The sequence below is a fragment of the Microbulbifer salipaludis genome (assembly GCF_017303155.1).
GTDB classification, from domain to species: domain Bacteria; phylum Pseudomonadota; class Gammaproteobacteria; order Pseudomonadales; family Cellvibrionaceae; genus Microbulbifer; species Microbulbifer salipaludis.
Map to the genome: position 1 here is coordinate 1,191,608 of NZ_JAEKJR010000001.1, position 18,290 is coordinate 1,209,897.

General features: G+C 59.6%; 15 protein-coding genes. 13 read left to right on the forward strand and 2 right to left on the reverse strand.

Annotated features, from left to right (window positions below):
• Positions 1–88: 88 nt before the first annotated feature.
• The gene (ettA, locus tag JF535_RS05015) at positions 89–1,753 is read right to left on the reverse strand and encodes an energy-dependent translational throttle protein EttA (RefSeq protein WP_206999742.1); all 1,665 of its coding nucleotides are present in this window, start codon (positions 1,751–1,753) and stop codon (positions 89–91) included.
• A gap of 549 nt (positions 1,754–2,302) precedes the next feature.
• Between ettA and JF535_RS05020 the strand changes: the two genes are divergently transcribed.
• From JF535_RS05020 to fnr, 5 genes are all read left to right on the forward strand, one after another.
• Complete coding sequence (locus JF535_RS05020; RefSeq protein WP_206999744.1) at positions 2,303–3,412, forward strand: enoyl-CoA hydratase/isomerase family protein; 1,110 nt, start codon at positions 2,303–2,305, stop codon at positions 3,410–3,412.
• A 118-nt stretch (positions 3,413–3,530) separates the two neighbouring features.
• Positions 3,531–4,439 (forward strand): 3-hydroxyisobutyrate dehydrogenase, encoded by a 909-nt coding sequence (gene mmsB, locus JF535_RS05025; RefSeq protein ID WP_206999753.1) that lies wholly within the window; start codon positions 3,531–3,533, stop codon positions 4,437–4,439.
• Between the two features lie 157 nt (positions 4,440–4,596).
• Positions 4,597–5,286 (forward strand): OmpW/AlkL family protein, encoded by a 690-nt coding sequence (locus tag JF535_RS05030; RefSeq protein WP_206999755.1) that lies wholly within the window; start codon positions 4,597–4,599, stop codon positions 5,284–5,286.
• Between the two features lie 167 nt (positions 5,287–5,453).
• The gene (gene hemN, locus JF535_RS05035; RefSeq protein ID WP_206999757.1) at positions 5,454–6,905 is read left to right on the forward strand and encodes an oxygen-independent coproporphyrinogen III oxidase; all 1,452 of its coding nucleotides are present in this window, start codon (positions 5,454–5,456) and stop codon (positions 6,903–6,905) included.
• 71 nt (positions 6,906–6,976) lie between these two features.
• Complete coding sequence (gene fnr, locus JF535_RS05040) at positions 6,977–7,702, forward strand: fumarate/nitrate reduction transcriptional regulator Fnr (protein WP_206999759.1); 726 nt, start codon at positions 6,977–6,979, stop codon at positions 7,700–7,702.
• A 32-nt stretch (positions 7,703–7,734) separates the two neighbouring features.
• Here fnr and JF535_RS05045 read toward each other — a convergent pair whose 3' ends face one another.
• On the reverse strand, positions 7,735–8,292 hold the full coding sequence (locus JF535_RS05045) for a hemerythrin domain-containing protein (RefSeq protein WP_206999766.1): 558 nt from the start codon (positions 8,290–8,292) through the stop codon (positions 7,735–7,737).
• 392 nt (positions 8,293–8,684) lie between these two features.
• Here JF535_RS05045 and glyA point away from each other — a divergent pair, with 392 nt between their 5' ends.
• The 8 genes from glyA to ribH all read left to right on the forward strand — a co-directional run bounded on the left by glyA (position 8,685) and on the right by ribH (position 18,288).
• The gene (gene glyA / locus JF535_RS05050) at positions 8,685–9,947 is read left to right on the forward strand and encodes a serine hydroxymethyltransferase (RefSeq protein ID WP_206999768.1); all 1,263 of its coding nucleotides are present in this window, start codon (positions 8,685–8,687) and stop codon (positions 9,945–9,947) included.
• A 405-nt stretch (positions 9,948–10,352) separates the two neighbouring features.
• Complete coding sequence (locus JF535_RS05055) at positions 10,353–12,014, forward strand: flavin monoamine oxidase family protein (RefSeq protein WP_206999771.1); 1,662 nt, start codon at positions 10,353–10,355, stop codon at positions 12,012–12,014.
• A 358-nt stretch (positions 12,015–12,372) separates the two neighbouring features.
• A complete protein-coding gene (locus tag JF535_RS05060; protein ID WP_206999773.1) occupies positions 12,373–13,470 on the forward strand; it encodes an extracellular solute-binding protein in 1,098 nt (365 codons plus the stop codon).
• A 311-nt stretch (positions 13,471–13,781) separates the two neighbouring features.
• The gene (gene nrdR / locus JF535_RS05065) at positions 13,782–14,267 is read left to right on the forward strand and encodes a transcriptional regulator NrdR (protein ID WP_066961392.1); all 486 of its coding nucleotides are present in this window, start codon (positions 13,782–13,784) and stop codon (positions 14,265–14,267) included.
• Positions 14,267–15,400, forward strand: coding sequence for a bifunctional diaminohydroxyphosphoribosylaminopyrimidine deaminase/5-amino-6-(5-phosphoribosylamino)uracil reductase RibD (gene ribD, locus JF535_RS05070; protein WP_206999776.1), 1,134 nt, complete (start codon positions 14,267–14,269; stop codon positions 15,398–15,400). The genes nrdR and ribD overlap by 1 nt, the downstream gene beginning before the upstream one ends.
• 148 nt (positions 15,401–15,548) lie before the next feature.
• Complete coding sequence (locus tag JF535_RS05075; RefSeq protein WP_206999779.1) at positions 15,549–16,211, forward strand: riboflavin synthase; 663 nt, start codon at positions 15,549–15,551, stop codon at positions 16,209–16,211.
• A gap of 167 nt (positions 16,212–16,378) precedes the next feature.
• Positions 16,379–17,497, forward strand: coding sequence for a bifunctional 3,4-dihydroxy-2-butanone-4-phosphate synthase/GTP cyclohydrolase II (gene ribBA / locus JF535_RS05080; protein WP_206999781.1), 1,119 nt, complete (start codon positions 16,379–16,381; stop codon positions 17,495–17,497).
• A 320-nt stretch (positions 17,498–17,817) separates the two neighbouring features.
• Positions 17,818–18,288 carry a 6,7-dimethyl-8-ribityllumazine synthase gene (gene ribH, locus JF535_RS05085; RefSeq protein ID WP_066961403.1) on the forward strand — a complete coding sequence of 157 codons (471 nt, stop codon included), beginning with the start codon at positions 17,818–17,820 and terminating at the stop codon, positions 18,286–18,288.
• The last annotated feature ends 2 nt before the right edge of the window (positions 18,289–18,290 follow it).

The following is an 18,290-nucleotide window of genomic DNA, read 5'->3' on the forward strand; positions in this document are numbered from 1 at the left end:
CCCCTTGCCGGGTTGGCTTTTTTATTGTGCGAAATTCCGGCAATAAAAAAGCCCGCAACTGCGGGCTTGTTCATTTCTGCAAAACCGATCAGGTTTTGATTTTCTTGTACTGCATCCGATGCGGGGTGGCATTCTCACCGTTGCGCGCCACGAAGTCTTCGTGGTACTCGGTGTAGTTGCCTTCAAAGAACACCACGTTGCTGTCGCCTTCGTAGGCGAGGATGTGGGTTGCCACCCGGTCGAGGAACCAGCGATCGTGCGAGATCACCATGGCGCAGCCGGGGAAGCTCAGCAATGCTTCTTCCAGTGCGCGCAGGGTTTCGATGTCGAGGTCGTTGGACGGTTCGTCCAGCAGCAGCACGTTGGCGCCCTGTTTCAGGGTGTAGGCCAGGTGCAGTCGGCCGCGCTCACCACCGGACAGTTCGCCCACGCGCTTCTGTTGGTCGCTGCCCTTGAAGTTGAAGCGGCCGATATAGTTGCGTGAGCCCACTTCGTAGTTGTTGATCTTGAGCAGATCCTGGCCGTCTGAAATGCATTCCCACACGGTTTTGTTGTCGTCGAGATTTTCGCGGCTCTGGTCGACGCTGGCGATCTGTACCGTTTCGCCGATCTTGATCTCACCGGAATCCGGTTGCTCCTTGCCAGTGATCATGCGGAACAGGGTGGATTTGCCCGCACCGTTACCGCCGACGATGCCGACGATGGCACCCTTGGGTACGCGGAACGACAGGTTGTCGATGAGGACGCGGTCGCCAAAGGATTTGCTTACGTTGACCAGCTCGATCACGTTGTCACCCAGGCGCTCGCCCGGCGGAATGTAGATCTCGTTGGTTTCGTTGCGGGCCTGGAATTCCTGGGACTGCATTTCTTCCAGGCGGGACAGACGGGCCTTGTTCTTGGACTGGCGGCCTTTGGGGTTCTGGCGGGCCCACTCCAGTTCCTTCTGCATGGCCTTGGCGCGTGCCTGCTCGCCTTTCTGCTCCTGCTCCAGGCGCTTCTCTTTCTGTTCCAGCCAGGTGGTGTAGTTACCTTCCCAGGGGATACCGTGGCCGCGGTCCAGTTCCAGAATCCAGCCGGCCACATTGTCGAGGAAGTAGCGGTCGTGGGTAATGGCGACCACGGTGCCGTCGAAGTCGTGCAGGAAGCGCTCCAGCCAGTACACGGATTCGGCGTCCAGGTGGTTGGTGGGCTCGTCCAGCAGCAGCATGTCCGGGCGGGATAGCAGCAGGCGGCACAGGGCCACGCGGCGCTTTTCACCGCCGGATAGGTTGTTCACATCGGCGTCCCAAGGTGGCAGGCGCAGGGCGTCCGCGGCCACTTCAAGGCGGTGTTCCAGGTTGTGGGCGTCCCACGCCTGAATGACGTCTTCGAACTGCTGTTGTTTTTTGGCCAGGGCATCGAAGTCAGCGTCGGGCTCGGCGTAGTCGGCGTAGACCTGTTCGAGGCCGGCGAGGGCGTCGATGGCTTCGCGCATGCCGTCTTCGACATTGCCGCGCACGTTCTTGGCCGGGTCCAGTTGCGGCTCCTGGGGCAGGTAGCCGACCTTGATGCCGGGCATGGCGCGGGCTTCACCGTTATAGTCCTGGTCGACCCCGGCCATGATACGCAGCAGGGTGGACTTACCGGCACCGTTGAGGCCGAGCACGCCGATTTTGGCGCCAGGGAAGAAGGACAGGGAAATATCTTTCAGGATTTCGCGCTTGGGCGGAACAACCTTGCCCACGCGGTTCATTGTGTATACGTATTCAGCCATTAGAGCTCTAATCCAGTCGGTCAGAATTTGGGCGCAAGTTATCAGTTTGTTGGAAAACTTCAACCTGCTCTTTATGTGGGTGGGGCCTCAGAAGTCATGCGGTGGATGTCCGATAGCGCTGTGGCGGCACTGCTATCGGGAAACCCCTCGCAAGACACGAGCTAGGCGCCCCCCCTCAACCGATCTATGGGGGCTCTTCTAAAACGTCCCTGTTTTAGAAGGTCTCGCATGGGGTTTCCCGGTATCAGCGCCTTCCCTTCGGATTCGGTAGATTCTAAATACTTCCGCGTTGCCGGCTACGATGTCCAAGCCCCTGATGCTAAGGCGGAGTGGCGGGGAAAGGTTTTCAAAAGCGTCGGCGACAGGGACGTCGCCGACGCAGCGTACAGGGATGTATCCACAGCGGTTTTGAAAACCTTTCCCCGGTGCTTCGCCGCCACCATAGGAGCGATAGGACGTACCACCGAACATCGCAGGGTGAAGGAGGTAATGCCACCATCACCTCTTCTATGTTTAACTTTGCCTCAAACAAGACTACCGGGAACCAGTATGACCCAGGAATCACCTCTTATCGTCGAACGTCAGGGCCCCATCGGTAAACTGACGCTCAATCTGCCCAAAGCCCTGAATGCGCTCAGCCTGGACATGATCGACCGGATGGCAGCCCAGCTGGATGCGTGGGAGTCTGATGACAGTGTTGCCTGTATCTGGATCGAGGGTGCCGGCGGCAAGGCACTGTGTGCCGGTGGCGATGTGGTGGCGCTGTACAAAGCATCCGGAAGTTACGGTGAGCAGGGTGCCAGCCAGTTTGTGCAGGACTTCTTCACCCGCGAGTATCGCCTCGACTACCGCATTCATACCTACCCGAAGCCCATTGTGGTGTGGGGCAGCGGCATCGTCATGGGGGGCGGCATCGGGATCATGAGTGGTGCCAGCCATCGCATTGTTACCGAGACCACCCGTATGGCCATGCCGGAAATCACCATCGGCTTGTTCCCGGATGTGGGGGGCAGCTGGTTCCTGAATCGCATGCCCGGCCGTACCGGTCTGTTTCTCGGTCTTACCGGTGCGCAGTTCAATGGCACCGATGCGCTGTACTGTGGCATGGCGGATCGCTTGCTGCCGAGCGAGGCCAGCGCGGCGCTGCTTGAGCGGCTGGCGGAGCAACCGTTTGCAGGCAATGGCCAGGAGAACCATGCACTGGTCAGCCGTGCCGTGCAGTCTCTGGAGCTGTCCGCCGCGGAGCAGCCGGCGCCCAATCTGCGCACGCATTACGATGAGATCCAGCAGCTCACCGATGCGCCGACCCTGCCAGAAGTCTATCGGGATATCGTCAATTACAGCGGTGAAGACCCCTGGCTACAGCGCGCCGCGAAAACACTGCAGGCCGGTTGCCCGCTGACGGCCTGGATTGTGTGGGAGCAATTGCGTCGCGGCAAACACCTGTCACTGGCACAGGTACTGCAAATGGAACTGGCACTGGCCATGAATATGTGCAGCAATGGGCAGGTAAAAGAAGGCGTGCGTGCGCTGCTGATTGACAAGGATCGCAGCCCCGTATGGCAGCCCGCGCAGATAGATGAGGTCACAGCGGAGCAGGTGGAGACCTGTTTTGCCGAGCCGTGGGATGGAGAGAACCCGCTAGCAGACCTTGAGTAAGTCGGTGGATGCGCTGGGCTTATCCACCCTACGGTACTCATTCGATTTTGTAGGGTGGATAAGCGCAGCGCACCCACCATGCCAACTAGAAAAATAATAAATACCTGGAGAGGAAAGCATGAACCCGATCAAACACATCGCCTTTATCGGCCTTGGCAATATGGGCGGGCCCATGGCGGCAAACCTAGTAAAGAAAGGCTTCACCGTCACCGCCTTTGATCTGTCGGCGCCCATGCTGGAGAAGGCGGTAGCCAACGGTTGCCACAAGGCCGCCAGTGCGCATGCCGCACTCGAAGGCGCGGATGTGGTGGTGTCCATGTTGCCCAGTGGCGAAGCAGTGCGCTCTTTGTACCTCGGGGTGCACGGCTTATTACAGAGCATGGATGCCGCCACCCTGCTGATTGACTGTTCTACCATCGCCGCCAACGATGCGCGCCAGTTAATTGCTGCCGCGGGCGAGCGCGGCATTGCGGCGCTGGACGCACCGGTTTCCGGTGGCACCGCGGCGGCGACAGCGGGCACGTTGTCATTTATGTGTGGCGGAGACGAAGACGCTATTGCTCGCGCGCGCCCGGTTCTGGAAGCCATGGGAGCGAATATTTTTCACGCGGGCCCCGCCGGCAGCGGGCAGGTGGCAAAGATCTGCAACAACATGCTGCTGGCCATTCACATGATTGGCACCGCCGAGGCGTTGCAGCTGGGGGTGGATAACGGCCTTGATCCGGCGGTGCTGTCCGACATCATGCGGGCCAGCTCCGGTGGCAACTGGTCGCTGGAGAAATACAATCCCTATCCCGGTGTGATGGAAAATGTCCCCGCTGCGCGCAACTATGAGGGCGGTTTTTCTGTGGCGTTAATGCTGAAAGACCTGGGGCTCGCCATGGATACGGCTGCTGGCAGCGCGTCCTCGACACCGCTCGGTGCACTGGCCAAAAATCTTTACCAGCTGCACGGTGGAGACCCGATCAATCAGGTGCTGGACTTTTCGTCCATTCAAAACCTGTTCCGCCGCCCGGTGGGTGACTGATAGAAAGTTCAGCGCGGCGTCCTGTGCGATTGATTTGAATCAAAGGGCGCGTTTACCCAATCGTTACTCTGTGCCCGTCTCAAAGAAGCGCCACACCAATAACGCTAAACAGCGTGCCGGCGAGACGGAAGCATAGATAAATGATTGGGAGATCATCATGAAAAAAATGGTGCTTGGCACTGCTCTGGCCACTTGTATTTCCGGTTCCGCCTTTGCCTATGACGGCGGTGATTTTATTTTCCGCAGTGGTGCAATTACCGTGAGCCCGGAGGTGAGTTCCAGTGCTCTGTCTTTGGGGGATGCCACCCTGGAAGGGACGGCCGCGGGCGTTGACGACGGCACGGCACTGAGCCTGATCGGTACCTACATGTTGCGCGATCACTGGGGTGTGGAAGTGATTGCGGCCACGCCGTTTAGCCATGACCTGAAGGTGTCCGGCCTGGGCGAAACCTTCGATCTGGGGGAGACCCGTCACCTGCCGCCTACCGTGGTTCTCCAGTACTACCCGTTGCAGGCCTCTTCCCGTGTGCAGCCTTACGTGGGGCTGGGCCTGAATTACACGGTCTTCTTTGAGGAAAAGGTCAGTGGTGAGGCCAATGATATTTTTGCCTCCCTCGGCGCAACTGGCGACGCTTCCGTGAGCCTGAAGAACTCTTCTGGCATTGCCGCCGAGGCCGGGGTCGATGTCGCGTTTGGCGCGGATCAGCGTTGGCTGCTGAACCTGTCGGTGTGGTGGATGGACATTGATACCGAAGCCACGGTGAAGGTGCCGGGTGTGGGCACCGTCAGCGCCACTGTTGAGCTGGACCCGCTGGTCTACAGCGCAGGTGTTGGCTACCGCTTCTAACCTTCCCCAGTACGCTTGCGACTCACGGTAATGCCGTTGAGCGACAGGCTAAGCCCCCGGCAATTGACTTAAATCAAGTGTCGGGGGCGGGCCCCTCGGTACCTTACGCGGCAGTACGAAGCGCAATGGCTTCCCCGCACAAGTAAGGACAAGAGGTGCCTCTTCCGATGGTCGATCAAAGCGACTTTCCAGTTTCCGACATCAGTACCCCAAGTGGCGCGGGCGACCAGTCCACTGGGCCCCTTTCCAGCGCGCCTCTTTCCACGGAACTGCTGTCCCGCTATGCGGGGCCCTGCCCACGCTATACCTCTTATCCCACCGCCGACCGCTTCGTCGCGATGCAGGGAGACGATGGCTCGGCAAAGCCCTGGCATGCACTCAAGGATGTGGAAACGTTGTCACTGTATGTGCACATCCCGTTCTGTCGTTCACTGTGTTACTTCTGCGCCTGCAACAAAATCATCACCCGGCAATACGGCCTGGCTTCCAGTTATCTCGACAATGTACTGAAAGAGGCCCAGTGGTACCGCGACCGGGTCGCGCGGGCGCCGGTGGTACAGCTGCACCTGGGGGGTGGCACGCCGACCTTCCTGAACGACGGCGACCTGCGACGCCTGATGGAAGGCCTGGGGGAAATTTTTGATCTGCGCATTGGCGACGATGTGGAGTACAGCATTGAGGCCGATCCGCGCACTCTGGAAATCGAAACTTTGGATACCCTGCGGGAGCTGGGCTTCAATCGCCTGAGCCTCGGTATCCAGGATTTTAATCCCGACGTTCAGCGGGCAATCAATCGCATCTGCAGTGTGGAGCAGGTGCGGGCGCTGACCGAAGGCGCACGCGCGCGCGGGTTTGGCTCTATTTCCTACGACCTGATCTACGGCCTGCCGGGGCAGGATGTGGCGAGCCTGGAAAAGACGGTCGACGCCGTGCTTGACCTGGCGCCGGATCGCATCGCCCTGTACCACTACGCGCATCTGCCCCATCGCTTCAAGGCACAGCGTCTGATCGACAGCGACCTGATGCCCCCGCCGGCCGAAAAAATTGCCATGCAGCTCGCGGCCAGCCGCCGGCTTACGGACGCCGGCTACGTCTTCCTTGGGATGGATCACTTTGCACGCCCGGATGATGCGCTCGCGACGGCTGCCACAGAAGGGCGACTCGCGCGCAACTTCCAGGGCTATACACTGATGCCGGCGGATGCACTGGTCGGTCTGGGGGCCTCGGCCATCAGCTACAGCCGCGATGGATACTGGCAGAACCACCACAGTCTCAAGGAGTACGCCGGCGCCATCAACGCGCGCGGCGAGGCCATCTGTCGCGGCTGGCAGCTGAGCGAGGATGACCGCCTGCGCCAGTGGTTGATCATGGAGTTGATGTGCCACCTGCGCCTCGACAAGCGGGTGCTTGAGCAGCGCACGGGGCTGCCATTTGCCGACGGTTTTGCCCCGGAGCTGGCGCGCCTGCAGCCCATGTTTGACGACGGACTGCTGGGGCAGACCGAGAGTGACCTTTTCGTCACCGAGCGCGGACGCTGGTTCCTCCGCAATGCCGCCGCGGCCTTTGATACCTATCTGCACGGCACCGAGCAGTCAGCCCTTTACTCGCGGGTGCTTTAGGCGTCGGGAATCGATACAATTCCGCAATAGCAAACCAGATATGTACGCCGTGCGGCGAAAACGGTACTTCGATGAAACAGAATTCGACAGCGGTCAGTTGCGGTAGTTGCTCCGTGCGCCGGCTGTGCCTGCCCGTTGGCCTGAGCGATGATGACATCGCCCGCCTGGAGCAGGTGACGCGCAAGAAGCGGGTGGTCAGGGCCGGCGAAACCCTGTTTCGTGCCGGTGACCCCTTTGCCAGCCTGTACGCGATTCGTTCGGGCAGTTTCAAGTCGGCGGTGATTGGTGCGGACGGCGATACCCAGGTCACGCATTTTGCGTTGCCCGGGGAGTTGCTGGGTCTGGACGCTTATAGCGGCGGTTCACATCCCGGATTTGCGGAAGCACTGGAAGACAGCAGTGTGTGCGTATTGCCCTTCACCCAGCTGGAGGCGCTTGCCCAGCAGGTGCCGGCGCTACAAAAGCAGATTTACAGCATTTTTTCCGAAGAACTGAAGCAGGAGAACGAAGCCCTGCTGTTACTGGGCAAGCGCTCGGCGGACAGTCGGCTCGCGGCCCTGCTGGTGAATATCTCCAGCCGGTACTCCCGCCGTGGCTATTCCGCGAGCGAATTTGTGTTGTCCATGCCGCGCATGGATATTGCCAATTACCTGGGGTTGACTGCAGAAACCGTCAGCCGACTCATTTCCCGCTTTCAGAAGCAGGGGCTGATCCAGGTGCAGGGGCGCTCAGTGACCATTCTGGATTTCATCGCTCTGAGCGAACTCGCCGGCACCCACTGCAGTTACGAAAACTGACCTCTACACCGCCGCTTATGCGGCAGTGTCTTCTATGCGGCTGTTTCTTCCGCCAGCGTCTCATACATTGCATCGTACAGTCGCTTCACGCCGGCGTTGAAGTGCACGCTCTGCTGTTCGCGCAGGCGATCCTGGATGGCATTCCACTCATCAATAGTCAGCAGGTCGGCGACCAGCGGGAGCAGGATTTCGTTTTCCCGTTGCAGGTGGCGGCGCTGTAAATCGATATATTCCCGTGCGGCGCCGAACAGCGCCTCTCGTTCCACGGCGGCATCGTTGGCCACGGCGTTAAACAGTTTGCTCATTTTGCGGGTGGCGGCCGCAATCGCGTGGTGTTCCTTGAGGGTCTTGTTGATCACATCGCGCACATCGACGGGCTTGCCCAGCAAGTGCTCAAACACCAGGTCCTCGATCGGGTGGTGCCACTGATCCGGGTACACGGAAAAGTAATCCAGCGCCTCCAGAATCATTCCCAGCGTCGCGGGGTCGCGTTCCTGTTTGGTCAATTGCTCCAGCAAACCCTCAAACACCTCGAGAAGTCGCTGCATATGTTTGTGGTCGCAGCAAAGCTGACGGTAGATGCTGTGCATGTTATTCCTCCATGTCTTAATCCGGTCTTAGCTCGGGTGCCAGTCTTGGCATTGTTAACGGAACGAGAAAACGCCGGTTGATCTGGGTCAAGTGCGGTCCGGTTGCTGGCGCCGTTTGTGCCGGCACGATATTCGCCGAGTCCCTGCCGAGAAACTTCAGCCGCTCGGTCGGAGGTGGGATGGTTCAGCGAACGGTCGAAATCGCGTGACGGGAACTTGAAGCGCGTCGTCTATCTGCTTGAAATAGTTTCACATGCACCCTTTGCACCGCCGGGTTCCCCTTGGTGTACAATGCGCCGCTTTCTGGGGCGGGCCGGTCATATTTGGGTCGGGATTTGCCCTTGTCGAGATTATGCTTGCGCGATTCGCGCCTTATCATCCGAGGGAATACCATGTTTGATAAATCCGTCACCTTAGCCTCCTACGATCCCGATGTCTGGTCCGCCATTCAGGACGAAGACCGCCGCCAGGAAGAGCACATCGAGCTGATTGCCTCGGAAAACTACACCAGCCCGATGGTGATGGAAGCCCAGGGCTCCAGCATGACCAACAAGTACGCTGAGGGCTACCCGGGCAAGCGCTACTACGGTGGCTGCGAGCACGTCGACAAGGTGGAGGTGCTGGCCATCGAGCGCGCCAAAAAGCTGTTCGGTGCCGACTACGCCAACGTCCAGCCTCACTCCGGCTCCCAGGCCAATGCCGCGGTGTACCAGGCCCTGTGTGCTCCCGGTGACACCGTGCTGGGCATGAGCCTGGCCCACGGCGGCCACCTGACCCACGGCGCCAAGGTGAACTTCTCCGGTAAGACCTACAACGCGGTGCAGTACGGTCTGAACCCGGAAACCGGCGAAGTGGATTATGACGAAGTAGAGCGCCTGGCTTTGGAGCACAAGCCGAAGATGATCGTGGCCGGCTTCTCCGCCTACAGCCGTATCATGGACTGGGCCAAGTTCCGCACCATCGCCGACAAGGTGGGCGCCTACCTGTTGGTGGATATGGCGCATGTGGCCGGTCTGGTGGCTGCGGGTGAATACCCCTCTCCGGTCCCTCACGCCGATGTGGTGACCTCTACCACCCACAAAACCCTGCGCGGTCCCCGTGGCGGTATCATCATTGCCAAGGCCAATGAAGAGATCGAGAAAAAACTGAACAGCGCCGTATTCCCCGGCGGTCAGGGCGGCCCGCTGATGCACGTGATCGCGGCCAAAGCGGTATCCTTCAAGGAGGCCATGACCCCGGAATACAAGGCCTACCAGAAGAAAGTGGTGGAAAACGCCCGCGCCATGGCGGAGACCTTCCTCGATCGCGGCATCAATATCGTGTCCGGCGGTACCGACGACCACCTGATGCTGGTGGACCTGATCGGCAAGGAGTACACCGGTAAGGATGCGGACGAAGCCCTGGGCAACGCCAACATCACTGTGAACAAGAACGCGGTACCCAACGATCCGCGCTCTCCGTTCATCACCAGCGGCCTGCGTGTGGGCACCCCGGCAATCACCACCCGCGGCTTCGGTGTGGAGGAGACCCGCCAGCTCACCCACTGGATCTGCGATGTGCTGGACGCCCTCGAGAAAGGCAACGCAGACGCGACCATCGCCGAGGTGAAGGCGAAGGTACTCGAAATCTGCGCCAAGTTCCCCGTGTACAAATAATGGGTCGCGGCGACGATGCCGCGGCTAGTATTTGAGCGCAAAAGCGACTCCCCGGAGTCGCTTTTTTTGTGCCTGCCTGACACGGACAGACCTATCAAATATCCCTGCCTCTCCTGCCATTAATGCATGTGATGTAGTGCGTTCGCTCCTTTGCCCTGTTGGTCACTAGATCAAAATTTCCTCCTGCCGCGGTTAATTGAATTTTTATTCGATTTTATGTGAGGTGGTATGTAGAATTACGCGCTCATATAGCAAATGTGAATAATGCGGTTGTCATCTATTTCGAACTGCGCGCGCCCGCTTTTTGCCCGCGTAGTGCAATGAGCGAACCGTGGACAACAACAAAACAAATCCACGGCCCTGCGGTATCTGGGTCGGAACACCACTTGGCTGTAGGAGAACAACATGCGTAGCCGTAAATCCCTCTCCCCGCTTTCGAGCCTGATGCGACGCCTTGGGGCCGCTCAGGAGCTGTCCGAAAAGACGGGTATCTCATCCGATGAAAGCCTCGACATTATCAATGAAGGTACGCGCCACGTCGGTGCGAATGCCTCCGAAGAAGGCCGTCGTCAGTTCCTGAAGCAGCTGGGTCTTGGCGCCGCGGCGCTGGGTACTGCTGGTGCCACCAGTACCTTTTCTGGCCCCGCGAAAGCAGATCCCAGCTCGGCCGCCGGGCGTGTGGCGGTCATCGGTGGTGGTGTCGCCGGCGTGCGTTGTGCACACCGACTGCAGCAGTACGGCATTGCGAGCAAGGTATTTGAAGGCAACACCCGTCTGGGCGGCCGTGTCAGCACCAACCGCAGTATTTTCGGTCGCCCGGTAGAGCGTGGCGGCGAGCTGATCTCTACCGAGCACACCTATACCCGTAACCTGGCCAGCAACCTGGGCCTGGATGTGGAAGATGTGAACGGTAACGCGGTGCCCGGTGGCAACGAGCTCTACTACGTCAATGGCCAGCACTACACCGAGCACCAGCTGAACGCCGAGTGGCGCGACGTGTACCAGATCTTCAAGCGCGCACAGCAGGACGCTCCCTGGGTGCCGACCTACGAAAGCAACAATGCGATGCACCGCGAGCTGGATCACATCGATGTGAATAGCTGGCTGGATTACGTCGGTATCGGTGCGAACTCCAACATGGGACAGGTGTTCCAGGCGGACATCGTGGCCGAATACGGCATTCAGCCGGAGGAGACCACCGCGCTGAACCTGATTTACCTGCTGGCCTGGAACCCGATCAACACCGCACTGCCGCTGGCGGGTACCGACGAGCGCTTCCGGATTGCCGGTGGTAATGATCAGCTGGTCACCCGCATGGTCGAAGAGCTGCCAGAGGGCACCATTGAGACCGCGCGCAAGCTGGTTGCCATTCAGGGCAATCTCAACGGCCCGTACAACCTGGTCTTCGAAGACGGCTACGAATACACCTGTGACCGTCTCGTGCTGGCCCTGCCGTTCTCTACCCTGAAAGACGTAGAGATCGATTCGCGTATCTACAATGGTTTCCGCCCGCAAAAGCGTATGGCCATTGAGCGTATGGCATTCGGTTCCAACGGCAAGCTGGCCATGCATTGCGCCACTCGCCCTTGGACGCAGCCGCAGGTGGTGAATGGGGAGCTGTTCACCCCGAATGGCGTGACCTATGTGGGCCGCCCGGAGCTGTTCGACACCTGGGATTCCACCTCGGTAACCGGCGGCACCGATGGCATTCTGGTGAATTTCTTCGGTGGTGATTACGGCAAGCAGATCGGTAACGATCAGCCGTTTGCTGCGCCCTCGCAGAAGGACCTGAACCATTTCTTCGGCATTGTCGACAACGTATTCCCGGGTACCAGCAATGCGTTCACCGGTACGGCGATGCTGTCCAAGTGGTCCGCCAACCCGTGGTCCAAGGGCTCCTACTCGACCCAGACGTTCGGCGACTACACCGACTGGTGGGGCGCTGCTGGCCTGCAGGAAGGCAACATCCACTTCTGTGGCGAGCACACCGCGCTGGAGGCGTTCGGTTACATCGACGGCGCTATCAGCACCGCCGAGCGCGCAGCGCAAGAAATCCGTCAGGGCTGATTCTGCCTGGCTGGCCCGGCGCCCGAGGAGGGCGCCGGGGATCTTCGAACCGCTGGTATTCCAGTACCACGCGTTCACAAAAATGCCCCCGGGCTGTGAAATTGAGCCTGGATTCTGATTTAATACGCGCCCTCGAAAATCGAAAAAAGGTTCTGGTCCCGTTAGTTCTATTCGGACTAGAAGCCGGCTTCCGGTTTTCTTCAGCACCAAGGATGCGTTGCTCATCGATGGTTTGCGTCAGCGAACCGGCACTTTCGAGTCCAAGCGGTTTCAGGAGTCGATGCTTTAGTCCGGGCGGGATTGCCCTGCGAAAGCGCAGAACCCACCGTGCAGCCAGGCTGCAGATCGAGAGTAGATAATGCGTTCACTATCTCATGTGTTGGTCATTTTGACCGCAGTCTTCGGGCTGGTCCTCCATGCACAGGCCCGCGAGTTACACTTCGCAAACTGGTCTGAATCTATCGCCGAAGACACCATCGCCGACTTTGAAGCCGCCACCGGTATCAAAGTGCATTATTTTGAATTTGACGATATTGAGGAGCTGGAAGAGGTCTGGCTGCAGCAAGGTCGTCGCTTCGACATCATCGTCCCCGGTTCTGACAATATCCCCAAGTACATCGCTGCCGGCCACCTGCAAAAGCTTGACCGCGACCGTATCGATAACTGGTCGCAGAATGATCCCGCTTTTATGCAGCGCCTGGCCCTGTTTGACCCGGCCAACGAGTACGCCATCCCCTACCTGTGGGGTACCGTCGGCATCGGCTACAACGTGCAGGCGGTGGAGAAAGCCTTTGGTGGGTATCTGCCGGAAGATAGCTGGGACCTGCTGTTTGACCCGGAAAACCTGGGCAAGCTCGACCACTGCAACGCGACCCTGATGCGCTCTCCGGAAGAAATTTTCGATGTTGCGCTCAAGTACCTGGGCAAAGACCCCAACTCCATGAGCGTTGCCCACCAGTACATGGTGGCGAATCTACTGTCCAAGGTGCGCCTGCACGTTACCGACTTTGACTCGGGCGAATATGTCGAAGACCTGGCCAACGGCAAACGCTGCATCGCTCACGCCTGGAGCGGTGATGTACTGGTCGCCCAGCAGATGGCCAAGGAAGCGGGCCAGTCGTTCGACATTCGTTACGTGATGCCCAAAGAGGGCTTTCCCCTTTGGATCGATGTGGTCTCCATGCCGAGCAATGCGCAGAACGTCGACGCCGCCTATCAGTTCCTGAACTACCTGATGCAGCCCAGCGTCATCGCCAACATCAGCAACGAAACCCAGTACGCCAACGCCAATATGGCGGCGCAGGACCTGGTGGACCCCGAGTTGCTCAGCAATCCCGCGGTGTACCCGCGTCCACAGGAGCTGGAGCGCACCTGGATTCCCGCCGCCACCAAATCCCGGGTACTCGCCCTGCGTCACAAACTGTGGCAGCGGATTATCGAGCGGGAAGATATTTGATCGTTTAGAGCTGACTACAGGGCTCCCTAGCTACGAAGTCGAGTGCTCCGATGGGAAGCAAGGCTGCCGGGGAGGGCTTTTCAAAACCGTCGTCGCCATGGATGGCGGCGCCGGAGCGTACATGGATGTACTCGCAGCGATTTTGAACAGCCCTCTCCTTTGGCCTGCGCCACTACCTGGCGCCTCACCGGTACCCACACCTTACGCCACGACAGTCCACCACTGGTCCCACGAGCCAGAAAACACCCAGAGAAGCCTAAAATCCCGCCTTGTGGTAAACTGCCGCCCACTTTTTCGAGGGCCCTCTCCCCATGCACTGTCCCTTCTGCAGCGCAGACGAAACCAAAGTCGTAGATTCCCGCCTGGTGGCCGATGGCGACCAGGTGCGCCGCCGGCGTGAGTGCCTGCAATGCCACGAGCGTTTCACCACCTTCGAGACCGCCGAACTGGTGCTGCCACGAGTCGTGAAGCAGAACGGCCAGCGCGAACCCTTCAACGAAGACAAGCTGCGCGCCGGCATCCAGCGCGCCGTCGAAAAGCGCCCGGTCAGCACCGAGCGGGTAGAAGCTGCCGTCGCTCAAATCAAGCACGCCCTGCAGGCCACCGGTGAGCGCGAACTGCCCGCCATGCATATCGGGGAGCTGGTCATGGAGCAACTGCGCGAGCTGGATCAGGTCGCCTTCGTGCGCTTCGCCTCCGTCTACCGCCGCTTTGAAGACGTCAGCGACTTCAGTGACGAGATCGAGCGCCTGAATACACCGAAAGCGACGAAAGGGAACAAGGAGGAGGCGAAGTAATGGCCTTCACCCCACGGGAACTGATGGCCCGCGCTATCCAGCTCGCCGAACGCGGTCTCTACACCACCATGCCCAACCCCCGGGTCGGCTGCGTGATAGCCGACGCCGACGGCACGATCGTCGGTGAAGGCTGGCACAAGCGCGCAGGCCTCGGGCACGCGGAAATCGAAGCGTTGCAAGACGCAGGGCAGGCGGCCAGCGGGCAGATTGCCTACGTCACACTCGAACCCTGCAGTCACAGCGGCAAGACCGGCCCCTGCGCCGACGCGCTGATTGCCGCTGGTGTCGCCAAAGTCGTTTATGGCATGGAAGACCCCAACCCCAGCGTCAGCGGCAAAGGGTTACAGAAACTGCGCGATGCGGGCATTGAAGTGGAAGGCCCATTGCTGGAAGAATCCTGCCGGGCGCTGAACCCGGGCTTTATCAAGCGCATGACCCTGGGGCTGCCCCTGGTGCGGACCAAGTCCGCCATGAGTATCGATGGCCGCACCGCCATGGCCAGCGGCGAATCCAAGTGGGTCACCGGCCCGGCCGCCCGTGCGGATGTACAGGCGTTGCGCGCGCGTAGTTGCGCGATTGTCACCGGCGTCGACAGCGTGCGCCACGACAACCCGAATATGAACGTGCGCCCGGATGAAATGGCGCTGCCGGAAGCGGAAGCCGCGGCCGCGGCAGAAAAACAGCCCCTGCGGGTGATCGTTGACAGCACCCTGCGCACTCCCGCCAAGGCCTTTATATTGCAGGGAGACGCCCCCACATTGGTGGTCACAACCGCGGCGGCGGACGATGAGCGCCGCGCCCGGCTGGAAAAGACCGGCGCCGAGGTGCTGGTGCTGCCCGCAGACAAGGACGGCCGCGTGCACCTGGGCGCACTGCTGCAAGAGCTCGCCCGCCGCGAGTGCAATGAAGTGCTGGTGGAGAGCGGAGCAACACTCACCGGCGCGTTTATGTACCAGGGCCACGTGGATGAGCTCATTGTCTACATGGCGCCCAAGATTCTCGGCTCCAGCGCGCGCCCGCTGTTCGAGCTGCCGATTGAGCGCATGGGCTCCATGCTGCCCATCACCATTACCGATATGCGCGCAGTTGGTCACGACTGGCGTATTACCGCAACAACCGATATTGAGCGGTAAGCGCGAGGGTGCTTCTAAAAAGCAGGATTTTCGCGCGAGGGCTAGGAAGCCCCGCGCACAGGACCGGAGTGTATATAAATACATGAGGATCCGAGCACAGAGCTGACGACGCCCTCGCGTGAAAAGACAATTTTTAGGAGTGCCCGGATTGTTTACTGGAATTATTGAAGCCGTTGGTGAGATTACCGCGTTGCAGCCCAAAGGCGGCGATCTGCGCCTGCGGGTGAACACCGGTAAGCTGGACCTGTCTGACGTCAAACTCGGCGACAGCATCGCCACCAACGGCGTCTGTCTTACCGTGGTGGACCTGCCCGGCGACGGCTACTGGGCCGACGTCTCGGCGGAGACGCTCGCTGTGGCGACACTGAAAGACTGGAAACTGGGCGACAAGGTCAACCTGGAAAAGGCACTGACCCCGCAGACCCGCCTCGGCGGGCACATGGTCAGCGGACATGTGGATGGCATCGGCGAAGTGGTATGGCGCAAGCCCACCGCCCGCGCCGAGCAATTCCGCCTGCGCGCCCCGGACGAACTGGCCAAGTACATTGCCCACAAAGGCTCCATCACCGTCGACGGCACCAGCCTCACGGTGAATGCGGTCGACGGCGCCGAATTCGAGCTCACCATCGTGCCCCATACCATCGCCGAAACTGTGATCGGCGGTTACCGGGCTGGCACCAGGGTGAACCTCGAAGTAGACCTGATAGCGCGCTACCTGGAGCGGCTACTCTTGGGAGATGCCGCCGCCGAGCCCAAAAGTGAAGGGCTGACCATGGAATTTTTGGCGCAGCACGGGTTTTACAAGGCTTAGCACAAACAGAACGTAGGGTGGATAAGCGCAGCGCATCCACCAATTAGCCGGGTGCCGAACCGCATCGGTGGATGCGCTTAACGCTTATCCACCCTGCGAGCACCCTGTAGGAGCTTGCTTGCGAGCGAACAAGCCCAAAAGTTTGCCAAATACGATTTGAGAGAGTTATGGAACTGAATAGCGTTGAAGAACTGATCGACGATATCCGTCAGGGCAAAATGGTTATCCTGATGGACGACGAAGATCGCGAGAACGAAGGTGACCTCGTCATCGCCGCCGAACAGGTGCGTCCGGAAGATATAAACTTCATGGCCACCCACGCCCGCGGCCTCATCTGCCTGACCCTCACCGGCGATCGTTGCGATCAGCTCGACCTGCCGCTGATGTCTCGCGACAACGGCGCCCAGTTCAGCACCAACTTCACCGTCTCCATCGAAGCCGCTGAAGGCGTCACTACCGGCATCTCCGCCGCCGACCGCGCACGCACCATTCGCGCCGCCGTCGCCCGCAACGCCAAGCCTTCTGACATAGTCCAGCCCGGTCATATCTTCCCGATCAAGGCCCAGCCCGGTGGCGTACTGAGCCGTGCCGGCCATACCGAAGCCGGTTGCGACCTCGCGCGCCTCGCCGGCTTCGAGCCCGCCGCCGCCATCGTCGAAATCATGAACGAAGACGGCACCATGGCCCGCCGCCCGGACCTGGAAAAGTTTGCCCAGCAGCACAACCTCAAGATCGGGACCATCGCTGACCTGATCAACTACCGTGCGCTGAATGAGAAAACCGTCGAGTGCGTCAACCAGCGCAACGTGCAGACCGAATTCGGCGAATTCAAACTGCGCACCTACCTCGACAAGGCCCGCCGCGAACGCCATTTCGCGTTCAGCCTCGGCGACTTCCAGCCGGAAGAGCCCACTCTCGTGCGCGTCCACGTCGCCAGCACCCTGCGCGACGTCTTTTCACTGCGCCGTGGCGACGAAAAATACGAACCCTGGACCTTCCGCAACGCGCTGAAAAAAGTCGCGGAAGAGGGCAAAGGCGTGGTGGTGGTGATCTGTCACAACGAAACCACCGATGAAATCGAAGAGAGCATCGACTGGCTGATCAGCGGCAAGCAGCAGCGCCCAAGCCAGGATCTGGTGTACAAACAGGTGGGCACCGGCTCGCAGATTTTGCGCGATCTGAAAGTGCGCAAGATGCGTTTGATGAGCGCGCCATTCCGCTTCAGTGCCATTTCCGGTTTCGACCTGGAGGTAGAGGAATACCTGAACGCCAAAGAAATCGACTAATTTGTTGGCGTAGGGTGGATAAGCGCAGCGCATCCACCGGTAAATGTCGACAAGTTCAAATGGTGGATGCGCTTACGCTTATCCACCCTACAAAACTGAGAAGAATGTAGCGGTGGGTAACACCACCAATGTACAAATCGAAGGCGGGGTGCTGGGTATTTTTTTTCAGGAGCGTCGCAAACAGGAAGTTTGCGCCGCAGCGCCCAGGGATGGGTCTACAGCGGTCCTGAAAACTGATCCCCGGTGCTCCACCGCCACTGCTCCAGGGCTCGAAGTGCTAAACGGGTCCCGCAGTGAATTAGCAAAAAATGGAAAACGTCATGAGCAATATCAAAGTCATCGAAGGCGATTTCGTAGGCAGCACCGGTAAGTACGCGCTGCTGGTAAGCCGCTGGAATAGCTTCGTTGTAGAAAGCCTGAAAGATGGCGCGCTGGACACCCTGCGCCGCAAAGGCATCAAAGACGAAGACATCACCATTTACTACGCACCGGGCGCTTTCGAATTCCCGCTCGCCGCGCAGAAAATTGCCGAAACCAAAAAGTTCGACGCAGTGATTGCCCTCGGCGCTGTCATCCGCGGTGGCACCCCACACTTCGAATACGTCGCCGGCGAATGCACCAAAGGTCTCGCCCAGGTCTCCATGAACACCGGCATCCCTGTGACCTTCGGCGTCCTCACCGTAGACTCCATCGAACAGGCCATCGAACGCTCCGGCACCAAAGCCGGCAACAAAGGCTGTGAAGCCGCCGAAACCGCCCTTGAAATGGTCTCCCTGATCGGCAAAATCTGAAC